The sequence below is a fragment of the Macrococcus brunensis genome, from assembly GCF_022343725.1.
Lineage (GTDB): Bacteria > Bacillota > Bacilli > Staphylococcales > Staphylococcaceae > Macrococcus > Macrococcus brunensis.
In genome coordinates this window covers 1965589-1986011 of the sequence record NZ_CP092179.1, presented here as the reverse complement: position 1 = coordinate 1986011, position 20423 = coordinate 1965589, and the positions used below count along the sequence as shown (strand labels likewise).

Annotated in this window: 23 protein-coding genes and 1 riboswitch; of the genes, 13 read left to right on the top strand and 10 right to left on the bottom strand. The window is 44.2% G+C overall.

Going from position 1 to position 20423, the window contains the following annotated elements; all coding sequences use genetic code 11:
• Positions 1–35: 35 nt before the first annotated feature.
• Genes MGG13_RS10520 through MGG13_RS10510 form a run of 3 tightly spaced genes read right to left on the bottom strand, consistent with a single transcriptional unit; the run spans position 36 to position 3530 of the window.
• Complete coding sequence (locus MGG13_RS10520; RefSeq protein WP_239034834.1) at positions 36–1202, bottom strand: M20 metallopeptidase family protein; 1167 nt, start codon at positions 1200–1202, stop codon at positions 36–38.
• Complete coding sequence (locus MGG13_RS10515; RefSeq protein ID WP_239034833.1) at positions 1199–2377, bottom strand: amidohydrolase; 1179 nt, start codon at positions 2375–2377, stop codon at positions 1199–1201. Before MGG13_RS10515 ends, MGG13_RS10520 begins: the two co-directional genes overlap by 4 nt.
• Positions 2358–3530, bottom strand: coding sequence for an amidohydrolase (locus MGG13_RS10510; protein WP_239034832.1), 1173 nt, complete (start codon positions 3528–3530; stop codon positions 2358–2360). Before MGG13_RS10510 ends, MGG13_RS10515 begins: the two co-directional genes overlap by 20 nt.
• A 192-nt stretch (positions 3531–3722) precedes the next feature.
• Positions 3723–3826, top strand: a riboswitch (SAM riboswitch).
• Between the two features lie 80 nt (positions 3827–3906).
• Here MGG13_RS10510 and mtnK point away from each other — a divergent pair.
• The 11 genes from mtnK (at position 3907) to MGG13_RS10455 (ending at position 14240) form a co-directional block, all read left to right on the top strand.
• The gene (mtnK, locus tag MGG13_RS10505) at positions 3907–5100 is read left to right on the top strand and encodes an S-methyl-5-thioribose kinase (protein ID WP_239034831.1); all 1194 of its coding nucleotides are present in this window, start codon (positions 3907–3909) and stop codon (positions 5098–5100) included.
• Positions 5097–6113: an S-methyl-5-thioribose-1-phosphate isomerase gene (gene mtnA, locus MGG13_RS10500; protein WP_239034830.1), complete on the top strand. Its 1017-nt coding sequence runs from the start codon at positions 5097–5099 to the stop codon at positions 6111–6113. The genes mtnK and mtnA overlap by 4 nt, the downstream gene beginning before the upstream one ends.
• Complete coding sequence (locus MGG13_RS10495; protein WP_239034829.1) at positions 6110–7153, top strand: sugar ABC transporter substrate-binding protein; 1044 nt, start codon at positions 6110–6112, stop codon at positions 7151–7153. Before mtnA ends, MGG13_RS10495 begins: the two co-directional genes overlap by 4 nt.
• Entirely contained in the window at positions 7154–8512 is a 1359-nt protein-coding gene (locus MGG13_RS10490) for a sugar ABC transporter ATP-binding protein (protein WP_239034828.1), read from the top strand.
• A gap of 1 nt (position 8513) precedes the next feature.
• The gene (locus MGG13_RS10485) at positions 8514–9476 is read left to right on the top strand and encodes an ABC transporter permease (RefSeq protein ID WP_133431856.1); all 963 of its coding nucleotides are present in this window, start codon (positions 8514–8516) and stop codon (positions 9474–9476) included.
• Positions 9469–10632: a 2,3-diketo-5-methylthiopentyl-1-phosphate enolase gene (locus tag MGG13_RS10480; RefSeq protein ID WP_239034827.1), complete on the top strand. Its 1164-nt coding sequence runs from the start codon at positions 9469–9471 to the stop codon at positions 10630–10632. Before MGG13_RS10485 ends, MGG13_RS10480 begins: the two co-directional genes overlap by 8 nt.
• A complete protein-coding gene (locus MGG13_RS10475; RefSeq protein WP_239034826.1) occupies positions 10617–11264 on the top strand; it encodes an MtnX-like HAD-IB family phosphatase in 648 nt (215 codons plus the stop codon). Before MGG13_RS10480 ends, MGG13_RS10475 begins: the two co-directional genes overlap by 16 nt.
• Positions 11261–11875, top strand: a complete 615-nt coding sequence (mtnB, locus tag MGG13_RS10470; RefSeq protein WP_239034825.1) for a methylthioribulose 1-phosphate dehydratase — start codon at positions 11261–11263, stop codon at positions 11873–11875. Before MGG13_RS10475 ends, mtnB begins: the two co-directional genes overlap by 4 nt.
• A 1-nt stretch (position 11876) precedes the next feature.
• A complete protein-coding gene (locus MGG13_RS10465) occupies positions 11877–12392 on the top strand; it encodes a 1,2-dihydroxy-3-keto-5-methylthiopentene dioxygenase (RefSeq protein WP_133431860.1) in 516 nt (171 codons plus the stop codon).
• Positions 12393–12482: 90 nt separating this feature from the next.
• Entirely contained in the window at positions 12483–13538 is a 1056-nt protein-coding gene (locus MGG13_RS10460) for a branched-chain amino acid aminotransferase (RefSeq protein WP_239034824.1), read from the top strand.
• Between the two features lie 9 nt (positions 13539–13547).
• Positions 13548–14240, top strand: coding sequence for an HAD family hydrolase (locus tag MGG13_RS10455; RefSeq protein ID WP_239034823.1), 693 nt, complete (start codon positions 13548–13550; stop codon positions 14238–14240).
• A gap of 14 nt (positions 14241–14254) precedes the next feature.
• Here the strand turns inward: MGG13_RS10455 and MGG13_RS10450 are convergent, their stop codons facing one another.
• Entirely contained in the window at positions 14255–14911 is a 657-nt protein-coding gene (locus MGG13_RS10450; protein ID WP_239034822.1) for a deoxynucleoside kinase, read from the bottom strand.
• Complete coding sequence (locus MGG13_RS10445; RefSeq protein WP_420827897.1) at positions 14904–15497, bottom strand: deoxynucleoside kinase; 594 nt, start codon at positions 15495–15497, stop codon at positions 14904–14906. Before MGG13_RS10445 ends, MGG13_RS10450 begins: the two co-directional genes overlap by 8 nt.
• Positions 15498–15560: 63 nt before the next feature.
• Between MGG13_RS10445 and tadA the strand changes: the two genes are divergently transcribed.
• Both tadA and MGG13_RS10435 read left to right on the top strand, forming a co-directional pair.
• Positions 15561–16079 (top strand): tRNA adenosine(34) deaminase TadA, encoded by a 519-nt coding sequence (tadA, locus tag MGG13_RS10440; protein WP_239034821.1) that lies wholly within the window; start codon positions 15561–15563, stop codon positions 16077–16079.
• On the top strand, positions 16076–16945 hold the full coding sequence (locus tag MGG13_RS10435) for a Cof-type HAD-IIB family hydrolase (RefSeq protein ID WP_239034820.1): 870 nt from the start codon (positions 16076–16078) through the stop codon (positions 16943–16945). The genes tadA and MGG13_RS10435 overlap by 4 nt, the downstream gene beginning before the upstream one ends.
• A gap of 31 nt (positions 16946–16976) precedes the next feature.
• On the opposite strand, the gene MGG13_RS10430 is transcribed toward MGG13_RS10435, so the two are convergent.
• From MGG13_RS10430 to thiD, 5 genes are all read right to left on the bottom strand, one after another.
• Positions 16977–17531, bottom strand: coding sequence for a sugar O-acetyltransferase (locus tag MGG13_RS10430; protein WP_208001761.1), 555 nt, complete (start codon positions 17529–17531; stop codon positions 16977–16979).
• A 9-nt stretch (positions 17532–17540) separates the two neighbouring features.
• A complete protein-coding gene (folE2, locus tag MGG13_RS10425; RefSeq protein ID WP_239034819.1) occupies positions 17541–18413 on the bottom strand; it encodes a GTP cyclohydrolase FolE2 in 873 nt (290 codons plus the stop codon).
• Between the two features lie 22 nt (positions 18414–18435).
• Positions 18436–19098: a bacillithiol biosynthesis deacetylase BshB2 gene (bshB2, locus tag MGG13_RS10420; RefSeq protein WP_239034818.1), complete on the bottom strand. Its 663-nt coding sequence runs from the start codon at positions 19096–19098 to the stop codon at positions 18436–18438.
• A 12-nt stretch (positions 19099–19110) separates the two neighbouring features.
• Positions 19111–19467 carry a YojF family protein gene (locus MGG13_RS10415; protein ID WP_133431869.1) on the bottom strand — a complete coding sequence of 119 codons (357 nt, stop codon included), beginning with the start codon at positions 19465–19467 and terminating at the stop codon, positions 19111–19113.
• A gap of 114 nt (positions 19468–19581) precedes the next feature.
• Entirely contained in the window at positions 19582–20412 is an 831-nt protein-coding gene (thiD, locus tag MGG13_RS10410) for a bifunctional hydroxymethylpyrimidine kinase/phosphomethylpyrimidine kinase (protein ID WP_133431870.1), read from the bottom strand.
• Positions 20413–20423: the final 11 nt, after the last annotated feature.

Below are 20423 nucleotides of genomic sequence, written 5' to 3'. Positions count from 1 at the left end.
TGCAAAAAGCCGAAGAGGACGCTCTTCGGCTTTTTTTATTTGAGTTCATTTATATTTTCAACGATGGTTAAGAATGTCTGAATGCCATATAGCAGTCCTTTTTCATCGATATCAAATTTGGGATGATGGTGCGGGTAGTGGGCGTTCATTTCTTCATTCATGACACCGGTATAAAAGTAAGTACCTGGTCTTTCTTTTAAGAAATAACTGAAGTCTTCACCACCAAGCGAAGCAGGCTGAAGTTTAACTTCTTCAGCAAAACCAGCTGCTGCTACACGTTCCATTAACCATTCTGTTTCTTTAACGGGATTAACTAGGGCAGGATAACCATCTTCGTACTGAAGGTCAATGGTGACTTGATAGCCCACTTCAACTGCTTGAATCAATTGTGTCATGCGCTCTTTTACTTTTTCTTTAATTGTATCCTGATAAGTTCGGACAGTGCCGGACAAGTAAGCATGATCTGCGATGACATTAAAAGCATCTCCTGCTTTGAATTCTCCAACAGTCACTACAGCGGTTTCAATCGGATCAACTGAACGTGAGACAATCGTCTGGAACTGACTGATTAAGCTGCTGGCAGCGATGATAGCATCATGTGTTTCATGTGGGGCTGCACCATGTCCACCTTTCCCCTGGACCTTGATGGTAAAACGGTCTGCATTCGCATAAGCAGGTCCCGGGCAGAAGGCAATAGTACCAGTCGGTAAGTAGCTTGCTGTATGTGTACCGAAGACATAATCGACGCCTTCCAGTGCGCCTGTCTGAATCATGGACAGCGCGCCACCGGGAATCAGCTCCTCGGCATGCTGATGAATAAGGACGATATTACCGGCTATTTTGTCACGGTTATCTGTAAGTATTTTAGCGATAATCAGAAGCATAGCAGTATGAGCATCGTGACCGCAGGCATGCATGACACCTGGCACTGTCGACTTATATGGCACTTCTTTTAGATCCTGTATCGGCAGCGCATCAAAATCAGCACGAAAAGCGATGGTCGGGCCCGGCGCGGTTCCTTTTATTCTGCCTAATACACCATTTCCGCCGACGTCACGTGTGACCTCTATATCAAGTGCTTCTAAATATTCTGCGATATAGCGTTTCGTATTATCTTCATGGAATGACAATTCCGGATGCATATGCAGGTGTCGTCTGATAGCAATCAGTTCTTCTTCATAGTCTAGGATGTTCCAGTTCATTCGCTCGCCTCCTTCTTGAAATAGTCTTCTACAGACTGCAGAAAGACTTTGACTGCATTCATCATACCTTGTTCGTCTATATCGAACTTAGGGTGATGATGCGGAAAATCTGCTTTAAAGTTCTCGTTATGAGTACCTGTATAGAAAAACGCTCCGGGTACTCGTTGCAAGTAATAGGAGAAGTCTTCGCCGCCAAGAGAAGGTTCAAGTTCAACAAGTTCGGTCACGCTATCGATTTTTCTGGCAGCGTTGACGATTGTCATCATCTCTTTTTCAGTGTTGACGACAGGAGGATAGCCTTTTAAGTATTTAAGCTCATAAGTAATACCTGTAGTCGTCACAAGACCTTCTAAACAGCGTTTAAGTTCTGAATACATCAGATTCTGTGTTTCTGCATCGAATGTACGAATCGTGCCACCGATTTTGGCGCTATCTGGAATGACATTATTCTGTTCGCCCGCATTAAACATTGTGATAGAGAGAACAGCAGGAGCAGTGGGTTTTGTCTTACGGGATACAATATACTGCAGGTCATTGCAGAGACGAATAGCAGCTGCGATCGGGTCGATTGTCGTATCAGGATGAGCAGCATGCCCCCCGCGACCTTGCAGTGTGATCCAGAAGTCGTCAGGAATACCTGTCACTGTGCCTACTTTATAGCCAATCTGGCCGACTGGCAGGCTGCTTGATACATGCTGGCCGATAATCGCATCTACGCCGCGCAGACAGTCATCCGCTATCATCTGAATAGCACCGCCGGGGTCTACTTCTTCAGCATGCTGATGGATGAAAACAATATTGCCCGGTATTTCGTCGCGATGCTGACTGAGAATCTTTGCAGTGATGAGTAATACCGCTGTATGAGCATCATGACCACAGGCATGCATGACACCAGGGACTGTAGACTTATAAGGGACTTCTTTTTCATCCTGGATGGGCAGTGCATCAAAGTCAGCACGGATGGCGATTGTCGGTAGTGCCGGATCTTTGATCATCCGTCCGACAACTCCTCTGCCCCCAACCCCTGTTTCGACTTCGATACCGAGAGCCGTTAGATAATCAGCGATGTAAAGGGGAGTTTTCTCCTCCTGAAAAGAGAGTTCAGGATGCATATGGAAATGACGACGGATTTTGATCAGTTCGTCATTATATTGTTCAGCGTTGTTGATCATCATTGAGCAGACCTTCTTCCGTTAAGATTGATAGAAACATTTTAAGACCACTGGCAAGAGATGCTTCGTCGATATCGAACAGCGCATGGTGATGGGGCGGATAGTCCGGTGAACCTGCGCCTGTCAGAAAGAAAGCACCCGGCTTATATTGCAGGTAATAAGCATAGTCTTCACCGACCATCATCGGTTCTGCTTCTATAAAAGGCAGATTCAGCCGTTCAGCTGTCTGGCGGATGACTTCGTATTCCCTGTCATGATTAGTGACAGAGGGATAGCCGTCCATATAGTTGAAATGGTACGTGATACCCATCGATATCTTAAGACCCTCCAGAATATCTGTCATCGCTTTTTTGATCTGCTGCTTCACTTCATCACGGAATGTGCGGACTGTCCCTGTACAGTAAGCTTCCTGACTAATGATATTAAAGGCCTGTCCGGCTTTTACTTTACCGACTGTTACAACAGCAGGATCTACAGGATCAATCTGCCTGGAAACAATGGTCTGCAGCTGGCGAATGAGTTCAGCCATTGCGACGATTGCATCAATAGTGGTGTGGGGTTTAGCACCATGACCACCTTTACCGATCAACGTAATCTCGAATAAATCCGGGCTTGCCATCAGTGCACCAGGACGGCAGTGAACTTCATGTGTTTTGAACTGACTCCAGAGATGCTGGCCATAAATCGCATCGACACCTGCGAGTGCACCGTCCGTCACCATAGGCTCAGCCCCGCCCGGTGCCAGTTCTTCAGCAAACTGAAAAATCAACACAACATTGCCGTTGATCTTATCGGTATGTTCATTCAGGATAGACGCCAGAGAAAGTAAAATTGAAGTGTGGCCATCATGACCACAGGCATGCATAACACCTGGCACGGTCGATTTATACGGGACCTCCTTTAGATCCTGTATTGGCAGTGCATCAAAATCAGCACGAAAAGCAATTGTTCTATCGCCATTTCCCTTTATTTCAGCGACTATTCCGTTTCCTCCGACATTCTCTCTGATATGAAAATGAGAAAGTTTCTGCAGATGTTTCAATATGTATTGATATGTTTCAGTCTCCTGGAAAGAGAGTTCAGGATGTTGGTGTAAATATCTTCTCTGTTCAACTAGAGCGGACAATTGATTTTCAACAACTTGATTTATTTTCATAGTTCAGCTCCCGTTTTCTTTAAATTCTAGCAAACCTCCAGGCAGAATAAAACAACTGTATTTTAAATAATCTGAATCGTCTAAGAAAAGTGCACATAAGAGATACAACCAGCATGGTTAGAAATTTCTGAAGATAGTGTTGACATTAAATCTGCTGTCCTTTAATATTCATATTAACCAAAAACTAAATAGTTCTTATCAAGAGTGACTGAGGGATTAGGCCCGATGACGTCCAGCAACCTGTCCGATGGAAAAGGTGCCAATTCCTACAGTACACAAGTACTGAAAGATAAGTAGAGATACTGATGGCGACGTTTTTCCTGGGAACAGGAGAAACGTCTTTTTTTGCTTCTTGATGATGAACAAGGGGGAAATTATGAATTTTGATGAGTATTTCTTAATGGATGAACAAGCAGTCAGCGATTATATCAAATATAAGACAACTCTGTTTGAGACTGATGAACTGTTTGTAACGGAGATTGGTGACGGCAATTTAAACTATGTTTTTAGAGTTTCAGATGGAGAACGTTCTGTCATCGTTAAGCATTCTGGGCACACTGCGCGGATCTCAGATGAGTTTGTTCTATCAACAGACCGCACGATCAGAGAAGGACACTTGATTCAGGCGCATAGTCATTACGTTCCTGATCTTGTACCTCAAATCATCCTAATTGATCCGATTATGAAATGTGTCATCATGGAGGATTTAAAAGACTATACGATATTACGGACAGCGCTTCAGGACGGACAGACATTCCCGTTTCTAGGGCAGGAGCTCGGACGCTATTTAGCAGAGACTTTAATCCGTACTTCAGATTTTGTGATGCCCGCTAAAGAGAAAAAAGCGCTCCAGAAAGAAATGATCAATCCGGAACTCTGTGAGATTACTGAAGATCTCGTCTATACAGAACCTTTTTATAATAACTTCAATCGTAATGAGCTGTCTGAAGACTTAGCGAAAGTAGTAGACCGCATCGTCTATCAGGACCCTGCTCTTAAATCAGCAGTTGCGCAGGCGAAGCTGAAGTTTCTGAATAAAGCAGAGAGCCTGATTCATGGTGACCTGCATTCCGGCTCAATCTTTATCAACTCGTCAGGACTTAAAGTCATCGACCCTGAATTCGGTTTCTTTGGCCCGGCTGGTTATGACCTCGGCAATATTATTGCCCATCTGTTCTTTGCCCATACGCATGCCTCATCATCAGGACGAGTGGACCAGGCTCTCTGGATAGAGCAGACGCTTGAAGAAGTGCTTCAGACATTCCGGTCTCAGGCGCTCACTATTTTACAGCAGGAGACCATAGATGTAGCTTTGCGTGATTCATCTATTTTTGCAGGATTTATCAATGAAATCGAAAAAGATGCTTACATTGTCGCAGGACTGGAGATCATCCGCCGCATTGTAGGTATTGCCAAAGTTACAGATATTACGAGCTTACAGGATGACCGCATTACAGCCGAAACGCAGCTTCTGCTGTTCGCAACTTTCTTAATCAAACATCCTGAGCAAGTCAGAGCTTTTTCCTCGCTGTTCACGCTGTTTGACAGCAGCAAGGAGTCAGTCGCATGAAAGCTATCTCGTACAAAGACGGCAAACTGACGCTGCTGGATCAGACACAGCTGCCTCATCAGACGACACACATCACTTATACAGAACATGAGAAAATTGCTCGCGCCATTGAAGATATGGTGGTCAGAGGAGCACCTGCTATCGGTATAACAGCTGCTTATGGCGTCGCAGTAGGCGCACGTGAATATCAACGTGGTTCTTTCAAAGAACATATGACACGTGTTATCGAAAGACTGCAGCATACACGGCCGACTGCTGTTAACCTGCACTGGGCACTGAAACGAGTTCATGCAGTAGTCACTGATCATCCTGCTGAAACGATTCAGGCGCTTGAACAGGAAGCAGAAAGAATCTTTGAGGAAGACCAGGCAATCAACCTGGCGATTGGACAGCATCTTAAAAGATTAGTAACAGAATCATCAGCTTTTCTGATTCACTGCAATCCTGGACGCCTTGCCACCAGTGATTACGGTACAGCGACAGCACCTTTCTATCTGGCCCACGCGGAAGGTGTGAAGTTTAAAGTCTATAGCGACGAGACCAGACCAAGACTACAGGGTGCTTTGACAGCCTACGAACTATCAGAAGCAGGTATTGATGTAACGGTCATCACAGATTCAACAGCCGCGACATTGATGCAGCAGGGGAAGATAACAGCAGTATTTGTAGGATGCGACAGAGTGGCAGCGAATGGCGATGTCGTCAATAAAATCGGGACACTGCCGCTTGCGATAGCCGCTCACTATTTTAAAGTGCCTTTTTATGTGGCGGCACCCACACCAACGTTTGACCTGACGATAGAAGACGGCAGTCATATTCCGATAGAAGAACGTCATGCGACTGAAGTGACACATATTCGTGAGCAGCTGGTCACAATCGAAGGGACTGTCTACAATCCGGCGTTTGACGTCACACCAGCCGCGCTTATTACCGGCATTGTCACAGAACACGGGGAAATCGAACCTACTTATGAAGCAATTAAGAACTTATTCAGCAAAGGGGAAAAAGAATGAAACGAACACTTGGGATATTAATGGCTGCAGGTATACTGCTTGCAGGATGTGGTCAAGAAGAGAAAACAGCAACTAGCGCAAACAAAGAAGTAGCGGGTAAGAAAATTGCAGTCATCAGAAACCTGGCGAGTGATGACCATACGAAACAATTTATTGATGGCGCTAAAGCTGAAGGAAAAGCATTGGGCCTGACAGTGGACACTTTTCTGTCGAACGGCAATGATGCTAAGTTTCAGCAGCTGGTCGATCAGGCAGTTCTGAAGAAGTATGATGGTATCATACTTTCACACGGAAAAGAAGATTACAGCTACAACCTAGTTAAAAAAGTAGCTGATGCAGGTATTAAAGTCGTTACTTTTGATACAAAGTCAGATCAGAACGGCAAAGTACTGGATCACGTAGTCGCAACAAGTCAGGATGACCATGCACTGGCGGAACTGTCACTCGATGCGCTGATCGAAGACAAAACACAACCGGTCAAAGTACTGAAGTTATGGGTAGGACCCGGGTTCCTGCCACTGGATAGAAGAGAAGAAGTATTTAAGGATTATGTAAAAGAAGGCAAAATTAAAGTCGTTGAAACAGTAGGACCGACAAACTTTGAAGATGTGTCAGGTGATGTTAAGAAAAAGACAGCTGCAGTTTTAGCAAAATATAACAATAAGGATATCGATGCTGTCTGGGGCGCTTGGGATGAAATGACAAAAGGTGCTTACTTAGCCATCAAAGAAAAACAGGCTGTGTTACCGATTTATTCAATCGATATCTCAAACCAGGATATTAACTTCCTGAAAGAACCGAATAGCAACTGGAAGACGACGGCTGGTGTCAATCCAAGAGTGATAGGTATTACAGATGTCAGACTGCTGGCGAAGCAGCTGAATAATGAGAAAGTACCTCAGACCTATGAATTCAAACCTGTTCAAGTGAAGCAAAGTGATCTGAAGAAGGATTCGACAATGGAGAACCTGTCGCAGACGATTCCTTCGTTTGGCGACACAGGACTTTTCCAGTCTGAGTGGATGAAGGAGAAGAAGTAAGTGGAGTACCGAACTGAAGACCTCTGTTTGACACTGTCCGGACAGAAGATACTGAATGATATTTCACTCGACTTTAAAACAGGACAGATTCATGCAGTCATCGGGAGTAATGGGGCAGGAAAATCATCGCTTATGAAAGTGCTGAGCGGTCATTACCCTTATCAGACAGGGAAACTATTCAAAGACAACAAACACGTTAAAGACTTCAGTCACGATATTGCTTATGTGGCGCAGGAGGTTGATGAAGTCCTGTTCAATGACCTCACTGTTTATGATAATTTGATCGTTCATGACTTAAAGTCAGGGTTTGTCTACAGGCGGAGGCGTTATGATGAACTGAAAAAATGGATTGAACAGTGGCAGCTGGACCTGTCACTCGACCAGTTAGTCAGGTCGCTGACTTTATCCCAAAAACAGATTATCGTGATTTTAAGAGCTATTCTCCAGAACAAGAAACTCATCGTGCTGGATGAACCAACTGCAAGTCTCAGCCAGAAAGAAGTCAGCGAGTTATTTAGAGAACTGGAACGCCTGAAAGAAGAAACAGCGATTATCTTTATTTCGCATCATATCCATGAACTGCTCGCAGTGGCTGATGAAGTCATCGTTCTGAGAAACGGTGAAGTTTATGACAGAAGACCTGTAGACGACTGGACAGAAAAAACACTTGCTGCAAGTATTACAGATCAGGCGGCTCTGTCTAAAAGGTTACCGGTACAAAAGGGAGAAGAAATCCTCAGCATTAAAGATATCAGTGAAGAAATGCTGACTGATATTTCGCTCGATATCTATAGCGGAGAAGTTGTGGGAATAGCAGGACTGGTCGGTGCCGGAAAAAGTGAGCTGGCTGATTATCTTTTTCGTCAGACAAAGGGACTTGCTGCCTATGTGCCGGAAGAACGGCAGAAACATGGGCTCGTCATGGATCACAGTATCAATGATAATGTACATTTTGCTTCTGCACCGTTCATCTATAAAAACGAGAAAGACGTTACGCACACACTCGCAGAAGCGGTTACTTTAAAATTTGGGCGTGTAACGGATACTGTTCAGACGTTATCAGGGGGGAATCAGCAGAAAGTCGTGCTCATGCGAGGTCTGAAGAAACAAGCGCAGCTCTTTATCTGTGATGAGCCCATGACAGGTATAGATGTCGGTGCAAAACAGGATATCTTTCGCAATCTGGAAGCCTTGAAGCACGAAGGCAAAGGAGTCATCTATCTGTCATCTGACTTTAGAGAACTCTTAACGATAGCAGATCGGATCTATGTGATGAATAAAGGTCGTATTGTCGCTGAAAGACCTTCTGCTGAATGGACCGAACAGGAACTTTTATATATTGCATCTGGAGGACAATAACATGAGAATCAAACAACTGGGGCTCCCAGCTGTCATCGTGCTGTTGCTGATTATTTTTACAGTGACTGCACCTCACTTTTTATCGATGAATAATATCACGAGTATTGTAAGTGGGATGGTCATCGTGACGATAGTGGCAATGGGCCTGACTTATAGTCTGAGTGTAGATGGTTTCGATTTATCGGTAGGTTCTACCGTCACACTCAGTAATACACTTATTATTTCACTTTTCGTCTGGCATCAGCTGTCGCTTGGTTTATCCATCCTTGTCACACTGGTTTGTATCATCGGCGTGGCACTGCTGAACTTACTGCTGATTCTTTATTTCAAAGTACCGGACCTTTATGCGACACTTGCGACCATGTTTATTGTCGAAGGAATTGCGCTGACTTACTCTGAGGGCGGATCTATCAGTGTGGGTATGTCAAGACAGGACGGCAGTGCAACGTCAGGACAGATTCCGGCTGATTTTTCAGCGTTAGCTTCTCCTCTATCACTGATTATGATACTTCTGATTATTGGTGTTATTGCCTATCTCTTATTACATCGGACAAATCCTGGACGCATTATGTATATGATTGGCTCTAATAAACAGGCGGCAAAATTCAGTGGCATCAAAGTACATCGTCACATCGCGGTGGCTTACATCATCTCTGCCTTACTGGCAGGTATCAGCGGCATTCTGCTTGCAGCACAAGTATCTTCTGCACAGATTAATTCAGGAGCAGGCTATCTGATGACTGCAGTAGCGGCTGCATTTATAGGGGCGACAGCATCAGCCAGTCATAAACCGAATGTGATAGGTACCATTCTCGGTGCACTTTTGATTGCAGTACTTGAAAATGGACTCGTTATGTTATCAGTCCCGTACTATGCACTGAATATTGTAAAAGGGTGTGTACTTGCCATCGCACTTATTTTAAATTATCAGCAGTTCACTAAAGGAGGTCGTCATCGTGTCTGAAATCACAGCCACTTATTTTTTCAAGGGGAAAGTTGCAGATCCTAAGCCATTTGCAGAGAAGCTCGCTGTCGGTCTGACGGTCGGCAGCTGGACAGAGCTGACAGAACTTGATCAGCAGCATCTTGCTGCCTATAAAGGTCGGGTTGTTCAGGCAGAACAGCAGCCGGACGGACTTTACATTAAAATTGCCTATCCGGATAAAAACGTTACGCCTGACTTTTCTTCTATTTTGACGACCGTATTTGGCAAGTTATCGCTGGATGGTGCGGTTAAACTTATCGATATTGATTTAGGGGATTATACTAGACATTTCCCGGGTCCTGCTTTCGGTATTGAAGGTATACGTCGTCAGCTGGATGTTGAAGCACGACCACTTGTGATGAGTATTTTCAAAGGTATCATCGGACGTAATTTAGAATTTTTCAAAGAGCAGCTTCGTGCTCAGGCACTCGGAGGTGTGGACGTTATTAAAGATGATGAAATTCTCTATGATGTCCCTGAGCTGCCATTTGAAGAGCGTATCAGTGCTGCAGCGGCTGTACTGAAGGAAGTTGAAGACGCGACGGGACATAAGGTTCTGTATGCAGTCAATCTCTCGGGACCTGTCTTCCAGCTCAAGGACAAAGCCATGCGTGCTAAAGAATTGGGCGCTACAGCTATTCTTTTCAATGTTCATGCTTGTGGACTGGATGTTCTGAAAGGAATCAGAGAATTGAACATCGGTCTGCCGATTCTTGCACATCCTGCTTTTGCCGGTGCACTTGCGGGTAGTGACAGCTATGGTATCAGCTATCCGCTCCTTATCAGTAAGCTTGCACGGTTAGCAGGAGCCGATCTGATATTATTTCCGGCGCCCTATGGTTCTGTTCCACTTGATGAGCAGGAAGCAGAAAAAATTGTGCAGGCAGCCCGCTCAGAAGCTGCTGTGCCGCGCGCGTTTCCGGTCCCTTCTGCGGGCATTCATCCGGGGCTGGTCAGTCGTCTGATTGATGACTTCGGTCATGATATTGTTATCAATGCAGGAGGCGGGGTCCATGGTCATCCGGATGGTGCTGCTGCCGGAGGACGAGCATTTTTTGAGGCGATCGACTTATATGAAGGTAAAGCGGCAGGTACAGCATATGAAAAGGCGGTGAAACAATGGGGTACATCATAGCCTGTGATTTTGATGGCACGGTAACGGCTAGTGATACCATTATCGCTATTATGCAGCGTTTTGCGCCGACAGACAGTCAGGCGACTTTAAGTCGTATTCTGGACAGAACACTATCTATTCAGGAAGGTGTCACCACTCTTTTCAATCTGCTGGATACTAGTGAACGGCAAGCGATTGTTGAGTTCGTCCGCCAGGAAGTCAGTATCAGACCGGGTTTTCAGACCCTTCTGGATAAAGCACAGGAGCTGGATATTCCGTTCTATATCATCAGCGGTGGGATGCATTTTTTTATTGATCCTATTTTGAGTGATTTCACCGGCATAGAAGCGGTCTATGCCAACAACGTGGATTTCAGCGGTGAGAAAATGCTTGTGGAATGGCGCTATCCATGTGATGACGTGTGCGCATCGGGTGAGTGTGGGACCTGCAAACCATCCATCGTCAGAACGCTCGGCAGCCATCAGGTCATTGCTATTGGTGATAGTGTAACCGATATTCGGCTGGCTGAAGTCGCTGATATTTTGTTTACGACTGATAAGCTGACTACTTATGCAGAAGCAGAAGCTATTCCGCATATACCGTTTCAGACGTTTTATGACATAGTCGAACAATTAGAGGAGGTGGTCAGATGACGTGTGATACGCTGCATAACCTGACAATCGTTAAAGAACGACTGGCGGCCCGCGGATTATTTCCCGGGACAAGTGGTAACCTCGGCATCAGAAATGACGACGGTACATTGTATGTCACGACAAGTGGTGTTGATAAATATATTACGAATGACCGAAGTTTTGTTCACGTTTCAAAAGAAGGTGAGCCTCTTACTGAACTCAAGCCTTCTCTTGAAACAGTACTTCACGTCGAGATATTCAAAAGAACAAAGGCACGTACTTCTATTCACATCCATACAGTCAGCAATAACGTCATATCTGAAATATACGGGAACCAGGGTAAGATTGTCTTCCGTAATCAGGAACTGATCAAAGCATTTGGTTTATGGCATGAGGAAGACGTACTCACTATTCCAATCATCGATAATCCAAGTGATGTGAGCCATCTTGCAGAACTTCTGGTTCCACACCTGACAGCGGATTATGGGGCAGTGCTGATTCGTAATCACGGTATTAATGTCTGGGGCAGGACCAGTACAGAAGCAATGAAGTTATTTGAAGCTGCTGAATTTTTGTTTGATTACCAGCTGCAGCTGAATGCAGCACAATATTATATTAAAGGGGAGAAGTAACATGGCATATTTAGTATTGCAGAAGACACAGGAAAAAATTGAGAATCAGGACAAAGTAAGCGCATACCTTGAGAAAAATGAAGTCATCTATGAACAGTGGGACACATCAAAATTACCCGACAATCTAAAAGAGAACTATGCACTGACTGATGAAGAAAAAGAAGAGATTCTGACAACTTTTAAATCTGAAATTGATGATATCAGTAAGAGACGTGGTTACAAGGCAAGTGATGTTATCAGTTTATCTTCTGCTACGCCTAATCTGGATGAACTGCTGACTAACTTTCAGCGTGAACATCATCATACAGATGACGAAGTACGTTTTATTGTAAGTGGAAACGGCGTCTTTGTCATTGAAGGATCAGAGCAGTTTTTTGAAGTTCATCTGAATCCGGGTGATCTTATTTCGGTACCACCGAACGTCAGACATTACTTTACACTTGATACGAGCCGTCAAGTTGTAGCTGTCAGAATATTTGTGGATGAGGCAGGATGGGTTCCTGTTTACGAAAAGTAAGAGGCAGAGCATTCAAGTGAATGCTCTTTTTTTATTCCCGTCACTATTTCAGTTATAATGAACCATATCAAGGATATTGGAGGATTAGTTATGAGCGATATTAAAGTGATTGAACGAGAAGAACTGAAAGAAAAGCCGCAGGGACCGATTGGTTTCGGTCAGCTGTTCACTGATTATATGTTCACGATGGATTACAACAAAGAAGAAGGCTGGCACAACGCGGTGATCATGCCTTACCAGAACATTGAAATCTCGCCAGCAGCACAAGTTCTGCACTACGGACAGGCAGTTTTTGAAGGAATGAAAGCATACCGTCAAGGTGACGATATCATTCTCTTCAGACCAGATGAGAACTTCAAGCGAATGAACAAATCCAATGCCCGTCTCAATATTCCTGAAGTGGATGGAGAGTTTCTGTTAGATGCCCTGCAGCAGCTTGTCCGTCTTGAACAGGACTGGATTCCATCTGGTCAGGGTGAATCGCTATATATCCGTCCATTTGTCATCGCTACAGAGCCTTATCTCGGTGTCCATGCAGCGACAGAATATAAATTCATGATTATTCTGTCACCAGTCGGCGCTTATTACGGAGACGACCAACTGATAGCGACACGGATTTATGTAGAGGATGAATATGTACGGGCAGTACGTGGTGGAGTCGGTTTCGCTAAAGTGGCTGGTAACTATGCAGCGAGTCTTGCAGCACAGACGCGTGCTTCAGAACTCGGTTATCATCAGGTCCTCTGGCTGGATGGTGTAGAGCAGCGCTATATTGAAGAAGTCGGCAGTATGAATATCTTCTTTGTTATTAACGGTAAAGTCGTGACGCCTGAACTGAACGGCAGCATCCTGCCAGGTATCACTCGTAAATCGATTCTACAGCTGGCTGAGTATCTTGGTTATGAAGTGGAAGAAAGACGTATTGCGATTGAAGAAATTCTGAGTTCTGAAGATGTCTCTGAAATATTTGGCACAGGGACAGCAGCAGTGATTTCACCAGTCGGTTCTATTCGCTATAAAGATCAGGAAGTTGTGATCAATGACGGCGTGACAGGACCTGTGACGCAGCGACTTTACGATGAATATACAGCGATTCAGGAAGGTAAAAAAGAAGACCCATTTAACTGGTGTCTGAAAATTAAATAGAGGTGACATATGACTGAACTCATTATATTTGATAAAGATGGCACGCTGATGGAGCTTGGGAGTGTCATCGTTAAACTCGCAGATGATCTGATTAATGAGTTTTCATTGCGTTCCAATATCCACATACCGAAGTCAGAAATCAAGGATGCTTTTGGCCTCATTGATGATCAGCTGGATAAAGTGCTGCGTGCTGATAGTGTGAAATCAATAGTTGAACGTCTACGCGTATTGCCGGAAGGAGAAAGAATGGCTGACTGGACGCTCAGCCAGATGGAACATCTTTCGACTGACAATGAAGTCGATGATATAGAAATTATCGAAGGCGTGAAAGATACACTGAAGCGCTTAAAAGAAGCGGGCTATCAACTGGCGATTGTGTCTGCAGATGATCAGTATTCCATGGATTTATTCATCAATAAGTTTGAACTGTCACCTTACTTTGATCTCATCGTCACAAGTGACAATACAGAGCATCAGAAACCGCAGAAAGCACTCATCGATGAGATTATGGATAAACTGAATGTCACTGCGTCCGAGACCGTGATGGTGGGTGACACGGAAATGGACGTTATGCTCGGCAGAAATGGTCAGGTCAAGAAAGTGATTGGCGTACTGAGCGGCTCCGGCGATAGACAGGACCTGCGCGATGCTAATCTGATTTTGAACAGTGTCAGTGAGATTCATATAGACCAAATAAAATAGACCGCATATGCGGTCTATCTTTGTTGTGAAGCACGATGTGCATGAATCACTTTGCCGATTTTTTCGATTACAGGGTCGAGTGAGTCAATATCACCGAAGACATCGTATTCATCGATATGAATGCGGACGACTGGGCAGGCATTGAAGCCGTCAATCCATTTCTCATAACGGGCAAATAAAGCACGCCAGTATGCTTCATCTGTCTCAATCTCCATTTGACGGCCACGTTCAGAGATACGACGTATGACTGCTTCATAATCGCATTCAAGATAAATCAGACAGTCAGGACGAGGGAAATAAGGTGTCATGACCATTGCCTCGTAAAGCTGGCGATAAGTTTCGAAGTCTTCAGCAGTCATTGTGCCACCTTCTTCGTGCATCTTCGCAAAGATGTCGACATCTTCATAAATAGAACGGTCCTGGATAAAGCCGCCACCATATTCAAACATGCGTTTTTGTTCCTTGAAGCGTTCAGCAAGGAAGTAAATCTGCAGATGGAAGCTCCAGCGGTCAAAGTCCTGATAAAATTTCTCGAGATAAGGGTTGTTATCTACTTTCTCAAATGAAGTTCTGAAATTCAGCTTTTCAGCCATTGCTTTTGTCAGCGACGATTTGCCGACGCCGACTGTACCGGCGATTGTAATGATGGCATCATTGGGTATGTTATACATGGTTTTCTCCTAACAAAGTCGTGATTTGTGATAATATTCTGTCATAATCTTCAGGACGATGAACAAAATCAAGGTCTGTTGTATCGATATAGAGAGCATGAGTCGCCGACTGATAGACATCATGATAATCTTTGATTAAGGTCAGTAAATAATCATCAGTAATGGACATCTCGAAGTCACGGTCACGTTTTTTGATGCGTTCCTTAAGGACAGGTAGTTCAGCTGTCAGGAAGATAGTGACATCAGGTCGTCGTAAATCTTCGGTCATGACATCATAAATTTTCTCGAACATCGCGTATTCAGTGGTGTTTAATGTGTTTCTGGCAAAGACTTTATTCTTTAGGATGTGATAGTCGCTGATGACAGAGCGGTCAGCGAGGTCGTTAATTTGTTTATAGCGGTTACAGAGGAAGAACATCTCCGTCTGAAAACTCCATTTATTGATGTCTTCATAGAAATCACTGAGAAAAGGATTTTCTTCTACTATTTCATATAACGTCTCCATCTGAAGAGTTTCTGACAGCATACGTGTGAGGGAGCTTTTGCCAACACCAATAGGGCCTTCAATAGCTATATATAATGACATAATTTTCTCCTACCGATAAAATGTATATGTATTGTAACACAAATCGAATTAAGGTGGTCTACGATGAATCATGAAATTTTTATGAAACAGGCGCTGGATGAGGCGCGTAAAGCTGAGGCGATAGGTGAGGTCCCGATTGGGGCAGTCGTCGTGCACCACGGTGAAATCATCGGTCGTGGACATAATCTCAGGGAGACTGAGCAGAATCCGACCTATCACGCTGAAATGATAGCTATCAATGAAGCAGCTGAACATTTAGGTTCCTGGCGACTGGAAGACTGCACTATCTATGTGACGCTTGAACCGTGTGTGATGTGCGCAGGTGCGATCGTCATGAGCCGGATTCCTGTTGTCGTCTACGGCGCGACTGATCCAAAAGGCGGATGCAGTGGCAGTCTGATGAACCTGCTGACTGAACAGAGGTTCAATCACCGGGCGACCGTTATCAAAGGCATCTGTCAGGTAGAATGCAGTGTGATCTTAACGGAATTCTTCAGAAATATACGCAAAAATAAGGTAGCCAGACATAAAGGTGTAGTAAACTTGGAAGTGGCAGCACAAGAAGAGGAGATGAAAGAATGATCAGACTTATCGCAACAGATATGGACGGAACATTACTCAATTCAGGGCACGAAATCTCACAGGAGAACATCGAGGCCATCCGCTATGCACAGAGTCAAGGGGTGACAGTTGTCATCGCCACGGGACGCGCTTTTTACGAGGCGAATATGCCTGTCAAACCAACCGGACTGACGGTTCCCTACATCTGTCTGAACGGTGCAGAAATAAGAGACGAACAGTTTAATATCACGCATACCTCTCATTTAAATCCAGAACAGATCGAAGAAGTGACCGGTGTTCTGCGTAAATATGATATCTTTTATCAAGTCTATACGAACTTCGGTATCTACACAGAAGACAAAGAAAAAGACTTGCAGATTTATCTCGACATTGCCATGCAGGCCGGTAACGAGCCTGATGAAGAAAAGATACGCGAAGGAATCGAAAAGCGTCTTGAACAAGGGACTTTAAAAGAAGTAGATGACTACAGCATGATATATGACCGCGAAGGTGAGCTCGTCATGAAACTGCTTGCTTATACAAGTGATCATCATAAATTAATGCAGGCTAAAAGTGAACTGAAAGCGTTCAGCAGTCTTGCGGTTTCAGCATCTGCCCGAAACAACTTAGAAATCACACATGCAGATGCCCAAAAAGGAGTCGCACTGAAACGAATCGCTGAACAGCTGGAAATTCCACTGTCAGAAACGATGGCACTTGGAGACAATCTGAATGATGTATCGATGCTTGAAGTAGCAGGGTTTTCTGTCGCAATGGAGAACGCAGCACGTGAGACAAAAGCTATCGCCAAATATTTAACAGATTCAAATGAAGAAAGCGGCGTCGGAAGAGCCATTATGAAGTACGTCAAACAGGAAAATGAATAAAAAAATGGACTGAGCAATCAGTCCATTTTTTTTATTCAATGATTTGGATGACTCGAGCAGGTACGCCTGCAACTACGACATTATCGGTCACATCTTTAGTGACAACACTGCCACTCGCTATGACTACATTGTCTCCGATTGTCACACCTGGATTAATGACTGAATGGCCACCAATCCAGCAGTTGTGACCAATCTTAACAGGTTTGGCATACTCGACGCCGCTGTTACGTTCAACTGGATTCACCGGATGTGTCGCGGTATAAATATGCACGCCGGGCGCAATCATACAGTTGTCACCGATATCAATACGCGCGACATCAAGCAATGTTAAATCAAAGTTTGAATAAAAATTTTCACCCACGTAAATATTATAACCATAGTCGACTCGTAGATTACTTTCGACATGAATCTGTTCACCTGTTGAGCCGAAGATAGCCTTCACTTTTTTCGCACGTTCTTCTGCTAAGTTTTCAGGTATCGCATTGAAACTACGTGTTGCAAGTTTCGCCTGAACACGGTCACTGACAAGTGTAGGATCTTGCGGATTATAAAGCTCGCCGCGCAGCATCTTTTCTTTTTCAGTCATAAGGGCTCCTTATTTACTGTATTTAAGACGGGCAAACGCATCATGCTGGTGAATAGATTCCTCGTTACGACATTCAATCTCAAATCCTTTGATGAATGGTAATTCTACTAAATCAGCAGCAATCAAACGCAGTAAATCTTCAACAAAACGAGGGTTTTCATAAGCACGTTCTGTAACAGATTTTTCATCTGTGCGTTTTAAGATAGGGTACAGCATACTTGATGCGTTGATCTCCATCGCTTCAAGCATCTGTTCTTTGTAATCAGCGGGCAGTTCTTCAGCAAGGTCCGCTTTGACCGTCACGACGCCGCGCTGGTTATGTGCAGAATATTCACTGATTTCTTTTGAACATGGGCAAAGCGTCGTCACTTGTGCTTTAATCGTTAATGACTGGCTGCTGACTTCTTCATCAGCGACTGTCATCTCAAATGTGGTATCCGCATGGCCGACTGCTTTTAAGTTAGTGATCGGGCTGTAACGGTCGAAGAACCAGACACCTTCTACTTCAACAGAGGCGTTTTTTTGTTTCATCGCTGTCTGAAGTGTAATGAGAACTTTCTTCAGAGTATCGAAGTCGAGTGTCAGACCATTTTCATAATGCGACTCAACAGATTCCAGAATACGACTCATGTTAATGCCTTTCTCATCTTTTGCCAGATGAGTAGACAGACTGAAATTGCCGACTGTCTGGAAATCACCGATACGGACAGGATAAGTCAGATTCTTGATACCGACATGGTCGATTTCAAATAAAAAGTCTTTTTTAGAGCTCTGTAAATCCATCATCAATTCTTTTTCGGTCGGTTTAGTACCTTTGATCGGGTCAACGGAACCAAAATGTCTCCAGCGACCTTCACGTGTCTTTAAATTATATTCTTTCATTTTACTAATCTCCTAAGTTTCGTTATACAGTATAGCTGTAAAAGCGTTCTGTTTTCATCCACATATCACGCGTTTCTTCTGCCTGCTGAGAGTCTGCGGCGAGATTTTTAAGCATTGGACCTGTCTGTGAGGCATGTGCTTCCAGCACGCGCATTTTCTGTTCTTCATATCCTGTTATATCAACGACAACGTCTGGTGCACCTAGGACATCAAACGTATCATGACTGAAAGCGACAAGATTGAGTTTAGGTCGTTCATTTTCAGGCAGGCGTCTGACTGCTTCAATCACTGCATCTGCTGTAGCCTCGTGGTCCGGGTGCACAGCGTGGCCTGGATAGAATGAAATGATGAGAGAAGGTTTCAGTTCATCTATTAAAGCACCGACCATGTTAGCCAGGTCTTCGGTTTTTTCAAATTCCAGTGTTTTATCGCGGTAGCCCATTTTTCTTAAATCTTTAATACCGATAGCTTCCGCTGCACGTTCCAGTTCCTGTTCGCGGATAAAAGGAAGTGACTCGCGCGTTGCAAACGGGGGATTACCTAAATTACGGCCCATCTGTCCAAGCGTTAGACATGCGTAAGTAACAGGAACGCCTGCATCTACGAACTGTGCAAGGGTACCTGAAACACCGAATGCTTCGTCATCAGGATGTGGGAATACAACTAATACTTGTGATTCTGTCATTTTGTGCACCTCTTATAAATGAAATGGTGTTCGACTGATTTCAAGAGCGGCAGCCAGTTGTCCATCATAGTTATGGCCGGCCATCAGAAAAGCACCATCTTCTGCGATTTCGTAATGCGTAAGTCCTTGTACATAAACCCAGCCGCCTTCGAGCTTTAAGCCGACGCGGTACGGATCTTTTTTACCACCCGTGATCTTGCCTTGAATGTAAGTTACTTTAATATTGCGAAGAAAAGTACCCGCATTGAAGACGCGTTCATCGAAATGTGATGCATATGCGCCATTTGTTGTCTCAACATGAAGATAGACAGGTGTATTGGCGAATTCGTCCAGATGCTGCTGTACAGTTTGTTCATTAATTAATTCCATCATTATAACTCCTCATGAAATACTGCTACTATTTTACTAAAGTCAGCAGCTGATTTATAGCTTTTATTGATAAAGAAGAGTGCACCATAAGGTCCACTCTCCGCTGTCGTCAGTCTATACTTCTTTTGTTGCTACTTCGATTTTCTCTACTTTATTAGAAGCACCGTGCTGAACAGGTCCTACGAAGTCATTCATTTTCCAGCCGTGTTTAATAGCAGAAGCGACGAATACTTTAGCATTGATGACTGCTTCACGTGGAGACTGACCGTTCGCTAAGTTTGCTGTTGTCGCAGCAGCGAATGTACAGCCAGCACCGTGATTATAAGAAGACTGGAATTTTTCTGTTGTCAGCAATGTATAAGTTTCACCGTCAAAGTAAAGGTCAACTGCTTCTTGTCCTTCAAGTGCTTTGCCGCCTTTAATGATGACGTGTTTCGCACCGCGTTCATGAATAATACGCGCCGCTTCCTTCATCTGGTCGATAGAAGTCAGTTTACCGAGACCCGATAATTGGCCAGCTTCAAAAAGGTTAGGTGTAACGACTGTAGCAAGTGGTAACAGTTCTTTGATCATCGCTTCAGTATTACCAGGATTTAAGACTTCATCTTCTCCTTTGCAGACCATAACTGGGTCCACAACGAAAAAGTCAGCATCTGAATCTTTGTAGGCTTGTGCTGCACGGCCGATAATCTCTTCTGAACCGAGCATACCTGTTTTGATTGCATCTGGACCGATAGATAATGCAGTCTTAATCTGTTTATCTAATAAATCAATTGGTAGTGGTGTAACATCATGACCCCATGTTTCAGGATCCATTGTAACAACTGCAGTCAGTGCGACCATACCGTATGTGTTTAACTCCTGGAACGTTTTTAAATCGGCCTGCATGCCTGCTCCGGCACTTGTGTCAGACCCTGCAATAGTTAAAGTTTTCTTAAGTGACATGTGACATACCC